Annotated in this window: 12 protein-coding genes; all 12 read right to left on the bottom strand. The window is 70.9% G+C overall.

The features are described 5' to 3' along the window. Positions 1 to 28: 28 nt before the first annotated feature. The 12 genes from ACEN9H_RS11505 to ACEN9H_RS11450 all read right to left on the bottom strand — a co-directional run bounded on the left by ACEN9H_RS11505 (position 29) and on the right by ACEN9H_RS11450 (position 17,110). Positions 29 to 3,163, bottom strand: a complete 3,135-nt coding sequence (locus tag ACEN9H_RS11505; protein WP_413674840.1) for an EAL domain-containing protein — start codon at positions 3,161 to 3,163, stop codon at positions 29 to 31. Further along, the gene (locus ACEN9H_RS11500) at positions 3,160 to 4,218 is read right to left on the bottom strand and encodes a chemotaxis protein CheB (protein ID WP_082577349.1); all 1,059 of its coding nucleotides are present in this window, start codon (positions 4,216 to 4,218) and stop codon (positions 3,160 to 3,162) included. The genes ACEN9H_RS11505 and ACEN9H_RS11500 overlap by 4 nt, the downstream gene beginning before the upstream one ends. After that, positions 4,215 to 6,380, bottom strand: a complete 2,166-nt coding sequence (locus ACEN9H_RS11495; RefSeq protein WP_413674839.1) for a response regulator — start codon at positions 6,378 to 6,380, stop codon at positions 4,215 to 4,217. The genes ACEN9H_RS11500 and ACEN9H_RS11495 overlap by 4 nt, the downstream gene beginning before the upstream one ends. Before the next feature lie 7 nt (positions 6,381 to 6,387). Further along, positions 6,388 to 8,022 (bottom strand): methyl-accepting chemotaxis protein, encoded by a 1,635-nt coding sequence (locus ACEN9H_RS11490; RefSeq protein WP_413674838.1) that lies wholly within the window; start codon positions 8,020 to 8,022, stop codon positions 6,388 to 6,390. A 15-nt stretch (positions 8,023 to 8,037) separates the two neighbouring features. Continuing rightward, positions 8,038 to 8,643 carry a chemotaxis protein CheW gene (locus tag ACEN9H_RS11485; RefSeq protein ID WP_413674837.1) on the bottom strand — a complete coding sequence of 202 codons (606 nt, stop codon included), beginning with the start codon at positions 8,641 to 8,643 and terminating at the stop codon, positions 8,038 to 8,040. Further along, entirely contained in the window at positions 8,640 to 9,938 is a 1,299-nt protein-coding gene (locus tag ACEN9H_RS11480) for a CheR family methyltransferase (protein WP_413674836.1), read from the bottom strand. The genes ACEN9H_RS11485 and ACEN9H_RS11480 overlap by 4 nt, the downstream gene beginning before the upstream one ends. Next, entirely contained in the window at positions 9,925 to 10,434 is a 510-nt protein-coding gene (locus ACEN9H_RS11475) for a chemotaxis protein CheW (RefSeq protein WP_413674835.1), read from the bottom strand. The genes ACEN9H_RS11480 and ACEN9H_RS11475 overlap by 14 nt, the downstream gene beginning before the upstream one ends. Before the next feature lie 302 nt (positions 10,435 to 10,736). Then, positions 10,737 to 11,708, bottom strand: a complete 972-nt coding sequence (locus ACEN9H_RS11470; RefSeq protein ID WP_200948884.1) for an HDOD domain-containing protein — start codon at positions 11,706 to 11,708, stop codon at positions 10,737 to 10,739. Between the two features lie 142 nt (positions 11,709 to 11,850). Continuing rightward, the gene (locus tag ACEN9H_RS11465) at positions 11,851 to 12,360 is read right to left on the bottom strand and encodes a response regulator (RefSeq protein WP_056329303.1); all 510 of its coding nucleotides are present in this window, start codon (positions 12,358 to 12,360) and stop codon (positions 11,851 to 11,853) included. Continuing rightward, positions 12,338 to 13,687: an HD domain-containing phosphohydrolase gene (locus tag ACEN9H_RS11460; RefSeq protein ID WP_413674834.1), complete on the bottom strand. Its 1,350-nt coding sequence runs from the start codon at positions 13,685 to 13,687 to the stop codon at positions 12,338 to 12,340. Before ACEN9H_RS11460 ends, ACEN9H_RS11465 begins: the two co-directional genes overlap by 23 nt. A gap of 46 nt (positions 13,688 to 13,733) precedes the next feature. Continuing rightward, entirely contained in the window at positions 13,734 to 14,558 is an 825-nt protein-coding gene (locus ACEN9H_RS11455; protein ID WP_413674833.1) for an HDOD domain-containing protein, read from the bottom strand. After that, positions 14,555 to 17,110, bottom strand: a complete 2,556-nt coding sequence (locus ACEN9H_RS11450; RefSeq protein WP_413674832.1) for an EAL domain-containing protein — start codon at positions 17,108 to 17,110, stop codon at positions 14,555 to 14,557. The genes ACEN9H_RS11455 and ACEN9H_RS11450 overlap by 4 nt, the downstream gene beginning before the upstream one ends. Positions 17,111 to 17,165: the final 55 nt, after the last annotated feature.

Raw genomic sequence — 17,165 nt, 5'->3', positions numbered from 1 at the left:
ATCCAAAAGCGCGATAGCAGAGCCTCCTTCACGGGTTCCCGTGCAGCCGTTTCGCCTCGAATTCGGCGAACGCCTCGCGCACCGCCTCGTCCAGTTCCGTGTCGATCCAGGGTTTCGTCAGGAACTTGAAGATCGCGCCCCGGTTGACCGCATCCGTGACCGACTGCAGGTCCGTGTACCCCGACAGCACCATGCGCACGGCGAGCGGATACATCTGCTTCACGCGCGCGAGGAATTCGGTGCCGCTCATGCCGCGCATGCGCTGGTCGCACACGATGACCCCGACCTCGGTCGTCGCGAGGATCTCGAACGCCTCGCGCGCGCTGCTCGCCACCAGCACGCGGTAGCCGCTCTGGCGCATGGCGCGCCGGATCGCGGCCAGCAGGTTGACCTCGTCGTCCACGTACAGCAGGGTGCGGTGATAGGGCTGCGGCTGCAGCTTGTCCAGCGCGAGCGCCTTTTCCTCGCGCAGCATACGGCCGCAATCGTCGGGCGCCGCGGGCCGGCCGAACAGGTAGCCCTGCACCTCGTCGCAGCCGTGCTGCGCCAGCAGCGCCAGCTGCCCTTCCGTCTCGACGCCTTCGGCGATCACGTCCAGCCGCAGGCCGTGCCCCATCGCGATCACGGCGCGCGCGATCGCCAGGTCGTCCGGGTCGGACGTCAGGTCGCGCACGAACGACTGGTCGAGCTTCAGGCGGTCGACGGGGAAGCGCTTCAGGTAATTCAGGTTCGAATACCCGGTACCGAAATCGTCGATGGCCAGGCGCACGCCCATTTCCTTCAGCTTGCACAGGATGTCGACGGTCTTCTGCGGGTCTTCCATCGACGCGCTTTCCGTCAGCTCCAGTTCCAGCAGCTTCGGTTCCAGCCCCGTCTCGGCGAGGGTTTTCGCGACCGTGTCGACGATCCGTTCCGAGAACTGGCGCGCCGACAGGTTCACCGAGACCGGCACGGCGCGCAGGCCCTCGCGCTGCCAGGCCATCGACTGTTCGCAGGCCAGCCGCAGCACCCGCTCGCCGATGGGCAGGACCATGCCCGTCTCCTCCGCCAGGCCGATGAAGCGGCCCGGCGGGATCAGGCCCAGTTCCGGATGCTGCCAGCGCAGCAGCGCCTCGAAGCCGATGAGCTGCCCCGTGGCGAGGCTCGCCTGCGGCTGGTAATACACGATCAGCTCGTCGCGTTCGAGCGCGCGCCGCAGCGCGTTTTCGAAGCGGTAGCGCTCGTACACCCCGTCGTTGAGTTCCGGCCGATAGAACGCATAGCGCTCGTCCTTGCTCGCCAGGGCGCGCTGCAGCGCCGCCTCGGCGTCCTGCGTGAGGCCGTCGTAGTCGTCGGCGTCGTTCGGGAACAGGGCGATGCCGATGCACGGGTCCAGGTGCACGTCCTCGTCGTCGTGGACGAACGCCTGGTCCATGCGCTCCAGCACCAGGCGCGCCAGCGTGGCCATCTCCGCCTCGTTCGCACGCAGCGCGGCGAGCGTGAACGTGCGCTCGCCCGTGCGCGCGACCGTGAGATCGGCGTCCTGGAGTTCGCCCAGGCGGCTCGCGGCCTGGCGCAGCAGCGCCTGTTCGGCTTCCACGCCGACGCTGGCGCGGATCACCTGCAGGCGCGTCAGGCGCAGCAGCATGTAGCCGAGCAGCGGCTTGCCGTCGATGACGCGGGCCTGCATCTGGCGCACGCGGTCGCGCAGCAGCACGTCGTTCGGCAAGCCGGTCTCGCGGTCGAAGTTGGAGAGATAGCGCAGGCTCTCTTCGGCGCGGCGCAGCTCCGTCACGTCCATGCCCGCCGTGACGACGTACTGCACGCTGCCGTCGGCGCGGGGCAGCATGGTCGACGACCAGATCACGGAGCGGACGGACCCGTCGCGCGCGACCCATTCGCCGGTCTGCTGCACGGGCACAGTCCCGGCGGGCGACGCATTGAATTCCACGGGCGCGTTGTCGGCGCGGCGGAACAGGTCGCGGAACGGCCGTCCCAGCACCTCTTCCGCGCGCCAGCCCGACGTCTGCTCGCAGGCCGGATTGAACAGCCGGATGCTGCCGTCGCCGTCCACCACGCAGACCAGCGCCCCGGACAGGTTCACCACAGCCGCCAGCAGCGCACGCTCCGATTCCAGCGCCGCCGTGCGTTCGTCCACCAGGCGCTCCATGTTGCCGTACAGGTGCGCGCGCTCGACGGCGACGGCGATCTGGCTGCCGACGGTCTCCAGCACCTGGCGGTCGTCCTCGGCCAGCGGGCCGTCGCCGACGGTCAGGCACATCATGCCGCGGCTGCGCGTGCCGGTCGACAGCGGGACGCGCAGGCTGGGAAAGCCGCGGCACGTCGACCGCATCACGGCCGCCGGCTGCGGCCCCGCCGGCATGGCGCAGGTGCACGGCGCCATGACCGCGCCGGTGCCGTCGCGCGCGACGGCGAACGTGGGCCGGCCGTCGTGGTCGTGCAGCCGGATCGTCGCGCCGGTGACGCCTGGCAGATCCAGCACGCGGTCGAGCGCGCGCTCGGCCACGTCCTGCTCCGACAGCACGGGATTGATCGCCTCCGCGACCCGGTACAACCCCTCCAGCGACTGGTACGAATGGGCGATGCGCTCCTGCTGGGCGCGCAGCTGCTCCGTCATGTGGATCGCTTCCTCGTACGTCGAGATCAGGAGGTCGAAGATCTGCTGGCGTTCCGCCGTGATGAAATGGGTCTGGCCGCCCAGGTTGATCTTCATCCCCAGCTGCACCCGCTCGTTGGAGCGCAGCGCGCGGTTGGCGAGGATGAAGCGGATGCGGCCCAGCAGGTAGTCCGCTTCGAACGGCTTGCGGATGAAGTTGTCGGCGCCGCAGTCCAGGCCCTTGATCACGTCGTACAGGCTGGAGAGGGATGTGAGCAGGATCACCGGCACGTCGCGCACGTGCGGGTCCTGCTTGATCGCCTTGCACATCTCGAAGCCGTCCATGCGCGGCATGTTGATGTCGGTGACGATGAGCGTCGGCGGTCGCTGTCGGGCCGCCTCCAGGCCCGCGCGGCCGTCGGACGCGATGCGTACGCGGTAGCCCACGGTTTCGAGCAGCTGCGCCAGCTGGCGGGCCTGGGTGGCGCTGTCCTCCACCACCAGGATCTCGATGTCGTTCGCGGTATCCGTCCCGCGTTCGACGACATTGTCGGGAGAGGTGCTCATGGAAGGTCCCCAAGGGTTGGAAAAACGGAGGACGGAAACGGCTCGGCCGGCAAGCGTGCCAGCACCTTGCCGATTTCCGCGGGCTCGAGCACCAGCATCGCGGCGTCCAGCCGCAACGCCTCGCCGGGCATGCCGTAGACGACGGCGCTCGCGCGGTCCTGCGCGATCGTCAGCGCGCCGTGCTCGCGCAACAGCTTCAATTCGGCCGCGCCGTCCTTGCCCATGCCGGTCAGGAGGACGGCGGCGGTGGCCGGACGCAGTTCGGGATCGATGGCGCGGAACAGGTGCGACACGGATGGGCACATGCCGTGTTCCGGCGGCGCCAGCACGAGCCGGCCGACGAGCCCCGGGCCCAGCGTCGCCTGCCAGCCTTCCGGGACGAGGCAGGCGCGCCCGCCGACCAGCGGGGCGCCATCCCTCAACACCTCCACCGGGTAGCCGCTGGCCTCGCCCAGCCACGTCGCCAGGCCGTCCATGAAGCCGGGCGCGAGATGCTGCACGATCACGACCGGCAGCGGATAGTCGGCCGGCAGTTCGGCCAGGATGTCGCGCAGCACGGTCGGTCCGCCCGTCGACGCGCCGACGGCCACGAGGCGCCGCGGCGCCCCCTGCAACGGACGCGCCGCGCGCCGCGCATCGCTCCAGCGCCGCACGACGCGCACCTCGGCCATCGCCTTCACCGTGCGCACGAGGTCGCGCGCGCTGTCCGCATGCGCCGGGTTGCCGATGCCGAGCGGACGCCGCACCAGCACCAGCGCACCCGCCTCGATCGCGCGGAAGCTGGCGTCGACCTCGGCCCGGTCGTCGCTGCCGCTGACGACGACGATGCGCGTGGGGCATTCGCGCATGATGCGGCGGATGGCTTCGAAGCCGTCCATGCGCGGCATGTGCAGGTCCATCGTGATCACGTCCGGCTGCAGCTCGCGCGCGAGCTTCAGCGCTTCCTCGCCGTCCGCCGCGCACCCGACCACCGCCAGGCCCGGGGCCGTGCCGAGGATGTGCATCAGCAGTGCGCGCACCGAATTCGAATCGTCCACCACCAGTACCCGGATCATGATGCCTCCATCCCCGCCACCCGGCGCACCGTCGCCAGCAGGCGGTCCTGGTCGAAACTGCCCTTCGTGAAATACGCGTCCGCGCCCACGCGCAGGCCGGCCTCGCGCTGCTCGGGCGTCTGCAGCGACGTCACCAGGATCACGGGCAGCTCGGCGGTGGCCGGCGTCGCCCGGATGCTGGCGGTGAGCGCCAGCCCGTCCATGTTCGGCATCTCGACGTCGCTCACGACCACGTCGTAGCGCCCCGTGCGCAGCCGCGATTGCGCGTCGAGGCCGTCGACGGCGGTGTCCACCGCATAGCCGGCGCCTTCGAGGATGTGCTTGAGCAGCAGGCGCGACGTGACGGAATCCTCGACGACAAGCACCTTGCGCGGTCCCGCCGCCGGCGCCGGCGCGGCGGCCGCGGCGGCCCCCGCGAGCCCGCGCCCGGCGAGCGCAGCGGCGCCCGCATCCTCGAGCGCGATCACGGGCGCAAGCGTGCCGTCGCCCAGCTGCGCCGCGCCGCTGAACCAGCGCACGCGCCGCAGCAGCGGCCCCATGGGCTTGGGCAGCAGGTCCTGCTCGGCGACAATGGCGTCGACGAGCACGCCGAACGCCTGGCCGCCCGCCTGCGCGGCGATCACGACGCCCTGGTCGGCGTCGTTGCCGGGCCGCGCCGTCCCGAACAGCGCGGCGAGGCGCACGAGCGGCAGCACGCGCCCGCCCACCAGCACGGTCTCGCGGCCCTCGACGGTGCGCACGGCCGCCTGCGCCGCGCTGCGCACGGCCTCCAGGCCGGCCAGCGGCAGCGCGTAGCGGTGGCCGGCCACTTCCACGACGAGCGCGCGCAGGCTCGCCACGCCCACCGGCAGCAGCAGTTCGAACGACGCGCCGGCGCCCGGCACGGTCCCCACGACCAGCTGGCCGCCGCTGGCCGCCACCTTGTCCGCCACGATGGCGAGACCCACGCCGCGGCCCGACACGGACGTGACCTCGGTGCGGGTCGACACGCCGGCCCTCAGGGCGAGCTGCAGGCGCTGCTGCTCGCTCATCTGCGCGAGTTCCGCCGCGTCCACGCCGGCACGGCGCGCGACCGCGTCCGCGTCGATGCCGGCGCCGTCGTCGCGCACGCACACGCACACCATGCGCGCGTCGCGCTGCGTCACCGCGATCTCGATGCGTCCGGACGGATCCTTGCCCGCGCGCGTGCGCTCGTCGGGCGTCTCGATGCCGTGGTCGACGGCATTGGTGACGAGGTGGATCAGCGCTTCACGCACGACGCCCAGCACGCGCCGGTCGAGATCCACGTCGGCGCCCAGCGTGTCCAGCCGCACCTGCTTGCCGCGGCCCCGCGCCAGGTTGCGCACGAGCGCGGGCAGCTCGCCGAACGCGGCGGCGGCCGGCACCAGCGCCGTTTCCAGCACGGCCTCGAACAGGCGCGCGCGCACGCCATGCAATTCCTTGCCCGTGTTTTCCAGCCCCGTGGCCAGCTGGGCGCACGCGAGTTCGAGGCGCGCCCCTTCGGCGTCGAAGGAGGCGACGCCTTCGCGCCGCCGCGTCGCGATCCCGGCCGCGAGAGCGCGCAATTCGTCGACGTGGTGGCGCAGCTTCAGTTCGACGGGCAGCAGGCCTTCCGCGTGGGCGCGGATCGAATCGATGCAGCGGCCGTCGACCCGGATGCGCCCGTCCGTCCGGTTCGGCTCCGTCTCGTCCGGCGGCGCGTCCGGCTCATTTTGGCCTTCCGGCGCGGGCGCCTCGTCGGGAAGCGGCGCCTCGGCCGCCTGCGCCGGCAGCTCGGCCGCGGCGGTCTCGAGCTGCCCCGCCAGCAGGCCCGCCACCTTGCGGCTGCGCAGGGCGGGCGCGTCGACGACCTGGCGCGCGGCGGCGGCGGCCCTGTGCAGCAGGTCGAACTGTTCGGCCGTCGCGGACAAACCCGCCGCGCGCGCCGCGCCCAGCATGCTTTCCAGCGCATGGCACAGGCGCTCCAGCTCGATCTCGTCGACGGTGCGCGCCGCGCCCTTGAGGGTGTGCAGCACCTTCAGCAGGCGTTCGAACAGGGCGTCGCGCTGGCCCCCGCCCGCCTGTTCGAGCGCCACCAGGCCCACGTCGATCTGGGCCAGGTGCTCGCGCGCCTCTTCGCCGAAGATGGCGCGCAGCCGCTCCCGGAATGCTTCGTCGGTCATCGCGCGATCAGAACTGGAAGCGGGTCACGGTCTGGCGCAGCGACTGCCCCAGCGCGTGCAGGTTGCGCGCGGACGCCTCCGCCTGGCGCGTGCCCGCGGCGTTTTCCGTGCTGGCCTGCTGGATGTTCTCCATCGCCAGCACCACCTGGTCCATGCCGGCCAGCTGCTGCTGGCTCGAGACGGCGATCTGCACCGCCGCCTGCGCCGCCTCCGTCATGTTGTCCGTCAGCCCGCGGATGGCGTCGCCGGCCTGCGCGGCCCGCTCGACACCCTGCGCCACCGTCCTGGCGCCCTGCTCCGTGATCATCACGGCCGCGCCCACGCTCTTCTGGATCTCGCCGAGGATCTCGCGCACCTGGCGCGTGGCCTGGCGCGACTGCTCGGCGAGGCTCTTGACTTCCTGCGCCACCACGGCGAAGCCGCGGCCATGCTCGCCGGCCTTGGCGGCCTCGATGGCCGCGTTCACAGCCAGCAGGTTCGACTGCTCGGCGAGGCCCGCGACGGTCGCCGTGATCTCACCGATCGCGTGGCTGCGCTCGGACAGGCGCACGACGGTGCTCGCGATGGCCTCCATCTTTTCCTGGATCGATTCCATGCCCTTCATGCTGTCATCCAGCGCGCGCTTGCCCTCCGCGGCCGTGCGGGCAGCCTGCTGCGCCGCGTCCGACACGGCGCGCGACTTCTCGGACGCCAGCAGCGACGTCTGCTTGACCTCCTCGACGGTGGCAGTGGTCTGGCTGACGGCGGCCGCGGTCTCGGCCGTGCTGGCCGCCGCCTGCGCGGTGCTGGACAGGATCTCTCCGGCGGCCCCCGTCAACGTGGCGACGCCGCGCGTCGTCTCGGCCGCGACGGTGCGCCAGGACTGCACCATGTCGCCCAGTGCGCGCAGCATCTGCCCGACCTCGTCGCGGCTCGTGCCGGCCGGGACGTCGGCGCGCAGGTCGCCCGCCGCGATGCGCGCGGCCACGGTGGTCGCTTCGCGCAGCGGGACGGCGATGGCGCGGTTGAGCCACACCGTCTTCGCGAACGCCAGCAGGACGACCCCCAGGTTCAGGATGATCAGCGTCGCGCCCGCGGTTTCCACCAGCGCCTCGCCGTCGCGCATCCGGGCCCGGGCTTCCTGCATCTGCTTCGCCGCGATCTCGTCGGCGACCGTCCTGAGCCGGTCGAACGTATTCTGCAGGCGTCCGGTCGCCGCTTCGCCTGCCGCCGAGCGCTGTCCGGCCCGCACCTGCGGCAGCACGTCGTTGTCGCGCACGACGCCGTATTCCTGGTAGGCGTTGACGAGACGCGCGTAGTCCGCGGCAAACGCCTGGTCGGCGTCCTTGTGCGCGGCGAGGTCGCCGAGCAGAGCCCGGATCGCACCTTCCTCGGCTTCGAGCTGGCGGCCGAACCCCGCCTGCACGGTGCTGCCCGCCACCAGCGTCGACAGCAGCGCCACGCGTTCGCGGTTGATGGCGCTGCGCAGCTCCAGCACCTTCATCGTGATCGCCAGGTCGTCGTTGTACAGGCGTTGCTGCAACGCCCGCTGGCGCGCGAGTCCGTTCCACGACGAGAAGCTGGACAGCGCCATCGCCACGACGATCAATCCGAAACCGACCATCAGTTTCGCGCGGGTGGAAAAGTCGGCCAGGGCGCGCATGGGAATCTCCTCTTGTTATTGGTGGTCCGTATTCACGATGAGCGTGGAATCGGCAAGCAGGCGCCGCGCGTCCAGCAGCGCGGTGCGGTCGGGGGTGACGCCGAGCAGGTAGCTGGCGTCCGGGTCGGCCAGCATCGGCAGGTCGTGCCCAAGGCAGTCGTGCGGAAAGCACCGGGTGCCGTCGATCGCCTCGGCCAACACGGCGAACCGGCTCTCCTCGCCGCGCAGGATGATCAGCGCGCCGGGGTCGGCCAGTTCGGTCAGCGGCAGCGCGAGCAGCACGCGCAGGTCGACGACGGCCAGCACCTCGCTTTCCCACATCGTGATGCCGGCAATGACGTCGGGCACGCCGGGCAAGGCGGTCAGCGGCAGCGCCGGCAGCACGCGCGCGACCCAGGCCGTGTCGAACGCATAGCGCTCGCCGCCGCAGCGGAAGGCCAGCACCTCGATGCCCGCGGGCGCGACGGCTTCCGGCGCGGCGCCCGCCGCGGCCAGCGCGGCGGCACGCGCGGCCAGCACGCGCTCGCGGGCGCCGGGGTCGATGCGGTCCAGCGCGTCCAGGCCCGCGGCGGCCGCTTCGAGCCGGCGCGACAAGGCTTCCCAGTCGAAGGCGGCCGTCATGACATACGCTCCAGCCCCGCCCCCGCCGCGCCGCCCAGTTCGGCGTCGGCGGCGCCCGCCAGCCTGCGGCAGTCGCGCAGCAGGCTGCGCGCGCGCGGCCGCCGGCCCGCGGCGTCTTCGATCAGCGCCCACAGGTAGTGGCCGAACGCGCTGTCCGGTTCGAGGTACAGGAGACGCCGCACGCAATGGCGCGCGAGGGCCGGATCGCCCTGCTCCAGCGCGAACAGCGCGGCACGCTGCTGCAACGGGGCCGACAGCGCCTCGGCCTCGACGGCGCGGCGCAGGCATTGCAGCGCCTCCTCGCGCCCGTCCGCCTGGGCGAGCGCGTGCACGCGCGCCATCGCCGCATCGTCCGGCGCCACCGGCGCGGTCGGCGCCGCGGCCGGCAACGGTTCGGGACGCGACGCCGGCGCCGGCCGGGCCGCGGCCGGCGCCGGCTCCAGCGACACCGGCGCCGGCGCGGGCAGCGCGTCCTTGCGGAAGAACACGGCATCCTCCAGGTACACAGGGGTAAAGCCCTGGAACAGCCGGGTCGAGGCCTCGCTCGCATTCACGACGAGCCAGCCGCCGTCGACGAGGGCAGCGCGCAGCCGCGCGACGACACGCGCGGCCTGGTCGGGCCCGAAGTACATCAGGACGTTGCGGCAGACGATGACGTCCATGGCGGACGGATACGTGCCGCTGGCCAGGTTGAGCTGCGCGAAGCGGACCTGGGCGCGCAGCGCGGCGTCGACTTCGAAGCGGCCGTCGCCGAGCGGCCGGATGAATGGGGCCAGGTCGGCCGGGTCGGTGCGGCGGAACGACCAGCGCCGGTAGACGCCCGCACGCGCGACGTCGAGGAAGGCGTCGTTCAGGTCGGTGGCGAGGATGTCGACGCGTTCGGGCGGCAGTTGCGGGACGTCGCGGCGCAGCGCCAGCGCGATCGAATACGGTTCCTCGCCCGTGCAGCAGCCGGCGCTCCAGATACGCAGCGGGCGCACCGTCCCCTGGGCCAGCAGGGCGCGCGCCTGGTCGCACACGAGGTCGAAGGCGCGCGGCTCGCGCAGGAAATACGTTTCGCCGACGGTGAGGAAGCGGGCGCACAGGGCGCTGAGGGCATCGTCCCACGGCCCGGCCAGCAGCCACGACGCGCACGCCGCGGCGCCCGGCAGTCCCAGCGCGCCGGCCATCCGCTCCAGGGCGGCGTCGAACTGGCGGCGGCGCAGGCCCGCGAACGTCAGGCCAGTCGCGGCCTCGACCCGCTGCGCCGCCAGGTCGAACACGTCGGCGACGACGATGTCGTCAATGGCGCTCACCCACCGCTCCCAACGCCTGCGTCAGCTGCACCCGTTCGTGCTCGAACAGGAACCGGGCCGGATCGATCACGAGGCACAGGCCGTCCGGCAGGCGCACCACGCCGTCGACGTAATCGGCGGCGCCCGCGGCGTCCGGCCAGCCGCTGTCCGGCACCGCCGTGCCGGGGCCGACGATCGCGTCCACCACGAGCGCGCACAGGACCCCGTCCATCTCGACGATGAGGAATTGCTGGGAAGGCGTGATGACCGTCGGGCGGCCGGTGGCGCGCAGGGCGAAATCGAGGACGGTGACGGTCGCGCCGCCCACGTCGAGCACGCCGAGCACGATGTCGGACGCCCCCGGCAGCGGCACCGGCCGCGCGCTGAGCACGGCCCGCCGGACAGTCGCCAGCGGCACGGCGAAGCGCCGCCCGCGGCAATCGAACTCAAGGACCTGCAGTGCTGCCGGCTGCCGGGACGGCAACGCCGCTTCGGGCGCAAAAGCGGAGGGATTCATGCTCATCTCCTGTCGATGCGATGCCATGCGGCCGCTGGCATTCTTCGCATGAGACTGATCCTAACGGACCTTGATGCCCGGCGTCTCGATGCCCCTGTGCCCGGCATGGACGCATGTACAGGCTCCACATGCAGGAAGAATGGCCAAACCTGTGGATTTCATGAAATTTCTAGCAATAAATCGCCCAGGCGCATCTTAAAATACCGCAAATCCGATAATTCTGTCGCAAATTAAACGACAGAGGTTATCGTTATATTGTTGCTAAAAATTGACATTCCTCACGCCGAGTGTGGGTAATGCGATCAGGTCTCGAGGTGGGCCAGCTTGCCGAGGCACCGGCGCTGGAAGCTGTCGAGTCCATCCGTGACGAGGGCATCGTCCTCGGCCACGGTGCCGGCGTCGATCAGCAGGCGCAGTTTGGCGATGCGGTCGCCCTGCGCGAGCGCCCGCGCGAGGTTGGACGCGTCCGGTGCGCCCGCCTGTTCGATGGCCAGCGTCACCTCCGCCGGGAATTCCCAGTGGCGCGCGATGCCGGCCGACAGCTGCCGTCCCAGTGCCAGCAACTGGCTGCTGAACTCGGTGGAACCGGGGACGGCGCGGTCCGGGCACAGGCGGAACGCGACGATCACGCCCACGCTCTGCATCAGGCCGGCCAGGTACGCTTCGAAGCCGCCGGCGGGGATGCCCGGCGCGATGAGGCTCGCGGCCAGCGCGCACCGCTCGGACTGGTCCCACACGCGCGGCGCGACGCGGCGCGCGAAGCCGTCCGACTCCATGTTGATGACGGGCCGGAACGCGACGCGCGCCAGCACCATGCGCAGGCCGTTCTGCCCCAGCAGCTTGATGGCGGCCTCGACGGTATCGACCTTCGTCATGGGGCGGTAGAACGCGCTGTTGGCCTCGCGGATCACTTCCGCCACGAGCACGGGATCCTGCATGACGAGGCGCGACAGGTCGGTGGTCGACACGTCTTCCGCGCCCAGGCTGCCCAGCAGCTGGGGGATCACTTCGGGGACGCGCGGCACGAGCCCGGCCGCATCGCCGGGCCGGGCCGCGAGCGCCCGGACCTCGTCGAGGATCTGTTGTTCCACGTCCGGCGCCGCATCGAAACGGGCCGATCCCGTCAGCCAGCGGTAATACGCCGCATCGATGTCATGGCCGATGCGTTCGGCTTCGCGCGCCTGCTCCAGTTTCTGCTCGCCGGCCTTGGCCGCCGCCGCGGACTGGCTGGCGCCGCCGTCCGAACCGCCCATCAAACGAGAAATCCAACCCATGACATGCCCCCGTGCCGATGTAAATATCGTTATGGGCGGGATTGTGTCAAATAAATTGCCTCATGGCAATTCAATCTACATAAAATGACTGATTTTACGGCGTGAGGACGCCATTTCCCGCCGATCCGGACAGGACGCCGCGTCAGAACAGGCGGATATTGCCGTCCTCGTCCCAGTCGACGCGGGTGATCCCCGGCTCGTCCCGCTCGAGGCGGCGCAACGCGTCGTCATGCCCGTCCGCCGCGGCCGGCGCCGGACGCGGCGGCGCGAGGCGGTCGCGGCGGGCGAACGCCTCGCGTACCGTCGCGACCAGCTCTTCCTGCTGCCACGGCTTGGCCAGGTAGCGGAACACTTCGGCGCGGTTCACGGCATCGGCCACCTCGAGGATTTCCTTCGTCGCGGAGACGACGATGCGGACCGCTTCCGGCTGCAGGCCTTTCATGAGCTGGAGCACGTCGGCACCGTTCAGGCCGGGCATGCGGTAGTCGGAGATGACGACGTCGAAGTCCTGTTCGCCGGCACGGAGCACGGCCGCCTCCGGCTCGTCGAACGCTTCGATCACGACGTCGTCCGGCGGGAATGCCGCGCGCAGGGTGCGCCGCAATGCGCTCAGCACGGACGGTTCGTCGTCAAGAATGAGAATGCGGCGCATCGGGTGACCCTGACTTCACGAAAAGTTGTAATTCGATCGACGAGCGGCGCTCGTATTCGGCGAGCTGCTTCAGCATCCGGTCGGACAGGACGTGGTCGGCCGACAGCAGCAGCGCCCCTTCCGGCGACAACAGGTCGCGGCTGAGCACCATGCCCGGCTTGAGCTGGGCCGTGCCCATCGCGACTTCCGCGATCACCTCGGCCACGCTGCGCCCGGTGCGGATATCGTAGAACGCTTCGACGACGGCCGGGTCGTAGCGCTTGCCGCGGCTTTCCGCGACGAGTTCCGTCGCCTGCGCCGCATCCGCGCGGCGCTGCGCGAGCAGGCCCCGCTGCAGCGCCTCGTAATCGTGGGCGACCGCCAGGATGCGCGCGCCGAGCGGGATGTCGAAGCCGGCCATGCCTTCCGGGAAGCCGGCGCCGTCGAAGCGCTCGCGGTGGGCGCCGATGATGCGCGCGGCCTCGCGCAATTCCTCCAGCGGCATCAGGATCTGTTCGCCCAGGTGCGGGTATTTGCGGTAGAGCCCGAGATTGTCACCTTTCAGCACGGACTCCGGAATGCCGATCAGGCCGTCGGGAAAGCCGGTTTTGCCGATTTCGTGCAGCAGGCCCGCCACGAAGATGTCCTGCGCCTCGCGGGCCGTCAGGCCCATGCGCAAGGCGATGCGGCGCGCCAGGTCGGCGACCTTGCGGCCGTGGCCGGGCACGGCGCCGGCGCGCGTCTCGACCATGCTCGAGAACACCTTGATGAGCGTGAGGAAGTTGTTCTTGAGGCGTTCGTGCGAGGACTGCAGCGATTTCTGGGCCGCGGACAATTCCGCCGTCCGTTCGCGCACGCGCTGCTCGAGGTTCGCGTTCAGGTCGCGCAGCTGCTCGTTCTGCTGGCGCGTCAGTTCTTCCAGCCGGAGCTTTTCGCGCTGGAGCCCTTGCCGTTCCAGCGCGTCGCGCACGACGAGCAGGATGGCCTCCTCGTTCCACGGCTTCGTGATGTAGCGATAGACCTCGCCGCGGTTGATCGCGCCGATGGTGGCCTCGTGGTCGGCGTGGCCCGTCAGCAGCAGGCGCAGCGTGTCCGGCCAGCGCTGGCGCACGCGTTCGAGGAATTCGGTACCGTTCACTTCCGGCATCTGCATGTCGGAGATCACGATGTCGACGTGCTCTTCTTCCAGCACGGCCCACCCGGCCGCGGCGCTGCCCGCGACGAGGACCTTGTAGTGTTCGCGGCGGAACAGGCGGCGCAGCGCGGCGAGGATGTTCGGCTCGTCGTCGACGCACAGGATCGTGGCCGCGGGCGCGTCCGGGCGCGCGGTGGCGGAAAACATGTTCATGACTGAGCCTCCATGGCGCCAGCCCTCTCGATAATGTCGTTCATGGCTAATCTTGCATCAAAAGGCGGCACGCTTCGTCGAACTGCCCTTCCGTCTCGCGGCACACGGCCTGCACTTGTTCCGGCAACAGGCCGAGGTTGGCCGCCGCCACGCCGGCCATGCGCCCGTTCGGATCGAGCGCGTGCACCAGCCCGTTCGCCACGTGCACGACGCCGGGGATGTCGGCCAGGTCGGCCGCGGCCGGCGCGTGGTGCCGGCCGATCGCGCGCTGGATCACGGTCGGGAACTTCCAGGCCTCGGCGAGCAGCTGGCCGGCGTGCTCGTGGTCCACGCCGAGCACGCGCAGCTCCACCGCGGACAGGCCCGTGTCGTCGTACTCGGCGATCACCCGGGCGTACTGTTCGGGAAAGCTGATCGCCAGCACGAGCCGGCCGATGTCGTGCAGCAGGCCGCCGATGAAGGTGGCATCCTGGTCGAGACCCGCCTGGCGCGCGAGGCTGCGGGCGCACAGCGCGGTCGCGATCGAATGGCGCCAGAAGTGCGCCACGTCGACCCTGGGCCGGCCGGCGCCGCCGAAGCGGTCGATGACGGTGCTCGCCACGGCCAGTGCCCGCGCGCTGTCGAACCCGAGCACGACGATCGCCTGCTTGACCGTTTTCACCCTGGCGGGCAGGCCGTAGAACGACGAATTCGCCAGGCGCAGGATCTTCGCGGCCAGCGCCTGGTCGCGCGACATCTTTTCCGCCAGCGTCGTCACGTCGACGTCCTCGCGCCCGAACGAACTGATCAGGTCGAGCACGACGGACGGCAGCGCCGGCAGGTCGCGCAGGCGCTGCACCACCTGGGTGAGTTCCACCGCGGTCGTCGTCATGCCGCCTCGATCACGATCAGCCAGCCCCGCGACTGGGAGCCGTTGCCCATCGGCTGCATGCGCGCATGGACATGTCGCTCGCCGAGCCGGTGGGCGAACGCGAAGCTTGCATCGGCGGGCAACGGCTCGGGCAGGCCGGGGAACAGCTGGCGCAGCTCGCATCCCAGCACCGCGCCCTGCGTCGCGAACAGCCCGTGGGCCGCGCGGTTGGCCAGCACGACGGTGCCGGTATCGTCGCTCGCCAGCACCGGCACGGGCACGTTGTCGAGCGCCTCGTGCACGATGTCGAGGCTGATCTCGCCCTGTTCGATGTCGCTCCGCTGGCGCGCCAGCACGGATTCGAGCTGGCGGTTCACGGCCGCGAGCTTCTGGTTCGCAGTGCGCACTTCCAGCGTGAGCAGGCGGTTTTCGTTGGCCATCGCGCCGTATGCGACCGCTTCCTGGATGTGGCTGCGCAGCTGCTCGTCGTCCCAGGGCTTGGTGAGGAATTTGTAGATCGCGCCGCCGTTCACCGCGTCCGTCACCGTCTGCAGCTCGGTGTAGCCGGACAGCACGATACGCACCGTGTCCGGGTACAGCTGGCGCACCTTGCGCAGGAACTCGACGCCGGTCATCTCGGGCATGCGCTGGTCGGACACGATCAGGTCGACGGTATGTTCTTCCAGCAGCTTCAGGCCTTCGCTGCCGCTGTTCGCGGTCAGGATGCGGTAGCCGTCGCCGCGCAGCAGGCGCTTGAGCGACGACACGATGCTCGGCTCGTCGTCGACGAGCAGCAGCGTGGGTTGCGTGCGGTTGAAGCGCAGCAGGCGCGGCGCCAGGCCGGGGCCCGTCTGCAGCAGCGCGGTCAGCGCGTCGAACGGCACCGGCGCGGAGACGAAATCGCCCTGCACCGCATCGCACATATGACGCGCCAGGAAGTCGCACTGCCCTTCGCGCTCGACGCCGTCGGCGACGACGCGCATGCCGAGGCTGTGCCCCATCGTGACGATCGCATCCACGACCGCCGCCGCGCCGTCCCCGTCGGGCACGCGCGCGATGAAGGAGCCGTCGATCTTGAGGACGTCGATCGGCAGGCGCTGCACGTTGACGAGGCTAGACGCGCCGGTGCCGAAGCCGTCGAGGCACAGCCGGATGCCCTTGTCGCGCAAGGCGTGCAGGCAGTCGGCCAGCCGGTCGGTGTCGTCCGCCAGCAGGTTCTCCGCCAGTTCCAGGTCGAGGCAGGTCGGCGGGACGCCCGCGGCCGCGAGCGCGGGCAGGATGGTCCCCTCCAGGTCGCACATCGAGAACTGGCGCGCCGACAGGTTGACGGCCACGCGCAGCGCCGTGTGGCCGTCCGCGCGCCACTGTGCCGCGTGCGCGGCCGCGTGGCGCAGCACCCAATCGGCCAGCGCGCCGCCCAGGCCGCACTCCTCGGCCACGCCGAGCAGGGTGGCGGCCGGCACCGCGGCGCCGTCGTGGTCCAGGCAGACCGACGCTTCCACGGCGCAGATCGTGCCGCTGACGAGGTCGACCCGCGGCCGGTAGCGCAGCGACAGGCCGTCGCCCGCGAGCGCCTCGCGCAGCGCGAAGCCGAGCCGCAGCCGGTCGAGGCCACCGTCGCCGGGCAGCGTCTCGTCCCAGCGCTGGGTGCCGGCGCCCGCTTCCTGCGCGCACGCGAGGGCGCGGTCGGCGGCCAGCAGCAAGTCTTCCGCCGTCCCGCCGCTCAGGGGGAACACGGCACCGCCCACGCAGCAGGTCACGTACACACTGTGTTCGGCGTGTTCGAACGGCGCCGCGACGGTACGAACGATGTCGTCGATGCGCGCCGTCACCTGCGGCTGCTGCGTCCCTTCCAGCAGCAACAGGAATTTGTCGGCACCGTCGCGCGCGACCGTCACGTCCGGCCCGGCGGCGCGTTCGATGCGCCGCGCGATCTCGACCAGCATGCGCTCGCCGCCCTCGTGGCCGACCAGCGCATGGACCCGCTTGAACAGGTCGAGCTGCAGCGCCGCCACCTGCACCGGACGCTGGGCCCGCGCGGCGCGGCGCAGCGCGTGTTCGAGGCGGTCGCGGAACAGCGCGTGGTTCGGCAAGCCCGTGAGCATGTCGTGCGTCAGGCTGAATTGCAGGTCGCGCTGGGACACCGTCTCCATCGTCACGTCGCTGCCCAGGATCAGCAGGCCGGCGCCGCCCTGCGCCGCGCTGTGCGGCACGGGTTGCGCCACGAAGTCGACGTAGCGCTGCTGCAGCGCGCCGCCGGGACCGGGCAGCTGCACCGGCCAGGCACGGTGCACGACCGGTTCGCCGGTGGTCAGCGCCGCTTTCAACAGTGCCACGACGCCCTGCTCCGCGACTTCCGGCAGTGCGTCGCCCATCGGCAGGCCGATCAGGTCGGCCCGCCCCACCAGCTGTTTGTACGCGTCGTTCGCATGGGCGAACACGAGGTCGGGACCGACGAGGAAGGCGACGAAGCCGGGCGCATGTTCGAGCCATTCGAGCGCGACATAGCCCTCAGGGCAAGGCGGCGTCGGCGCCGCCCTGGGCGCGGGAAGATGTGAGGTGGCTGCATTCATGGCAGTTTGACAAAACTCGATCGGCTTGAGAGGAATCAAGCCTTATGTCGAGAAT

It is taken from the genome of Massilia cellulosiltytica, from assembly GCF_047325105.1.
Classification (GTDB): domain Bacteria; phylum Pseudomonadota; class Gammaproteobacteria; order Burkholderiales; family Burkholderiaceae_D; genus Telluria; species Telluria orientalis.
The sequence above is the reverse complement of the archived record's forward strand: the minus strand, read 5'-3'. Positions and strand labels throughout refer to the sequence as shown.

Excerpts from the sequence above, each read along its gene's own strand:
- ACEN9H_RS11475 (WP_413674835.1), bottom strand. The coding sequence starts at position 10,434 with ATGAATCCCTCCGCTTTTGCGCCCGAAGCGGCGTTGCCGTCCCGGCAG.
- ACEN9H_RS11465 (WP_056329303.1), bottom strand. The coding sequence starts at position 12,360 with ATGCGCCGCATTCTCATTCTTGACGACGAACCGTCCGTGCTGAGCGCA.
- ACEN9H_RS11450 (WP_413674832.1), bottom strand. The coding sequence starts at position 17,110 with ATGAATGCAGCCACCTCACATCTTCCCGCGCCCAGGGCGGCGCCGACG.
- ACEN9H_RS11485 (WP_413674837.1), bottom strand. The coding sequence starts at position 8,643 with ATGACGGCCGCCTTCGACTGGGAAGCCTTGTCGCGCCGGCTCGAAGCG.
- ACEN9H_RS11460 (WP_413674834.1), bottom strand. The coding sequence starts at position 13,687 with ATGAACATGTTTTCCGCCACCGCGCGCCCGGACGCGCCCGCGGCCACG.
- ACEN9H_RS11455 (WP_413674833.1), bottom strand. The coding sequence starts at position 14,558 with ATGACGACGACCGCGGTGGAACTCACCCAGGTGGTGCAGCGCCTGCGC.
- ACEN9H_RS11470 (WP_200948884.1), bottom strand. The coding sequence starts at position 11,708 with ATGGGTTGGATTTCTCGTTTGATGGGCGGTTCGGACGGCGGCGCCAGC.
- ACEN9H_RS11490 (WP_413674838.1), bottom strand. The coding sequence starts at position 8,022 with ATGCGCGCCCTGGCCGACTTTTCCACCCGCGCGAAACTGATGGTCGGT.
- ACEN9H_RS11495 (WP_413674839.1), bottom strand. The coding sequence starts at position 6,380 with ATGACCGACGAAGCATTCCGGGAGCGGCTGCGCGCCATCTTCGGCGAA.
- ACEN9H_RS11505 (WP_413674840.1), bottom strand. The coding sequence starts at position 3,163 with ATGAGCACCTCTCCCGACAATGTCGTCGAACGCGGGACGGATACCGCG.
- ACEN9H_RS11500 (WP_082577349.1), bottom strand. The coding sequence starts at position 4,218 with ATGATCCGGGTACTGGTGGTGGACGATTCGAATTCGGTGCGCGCACTG.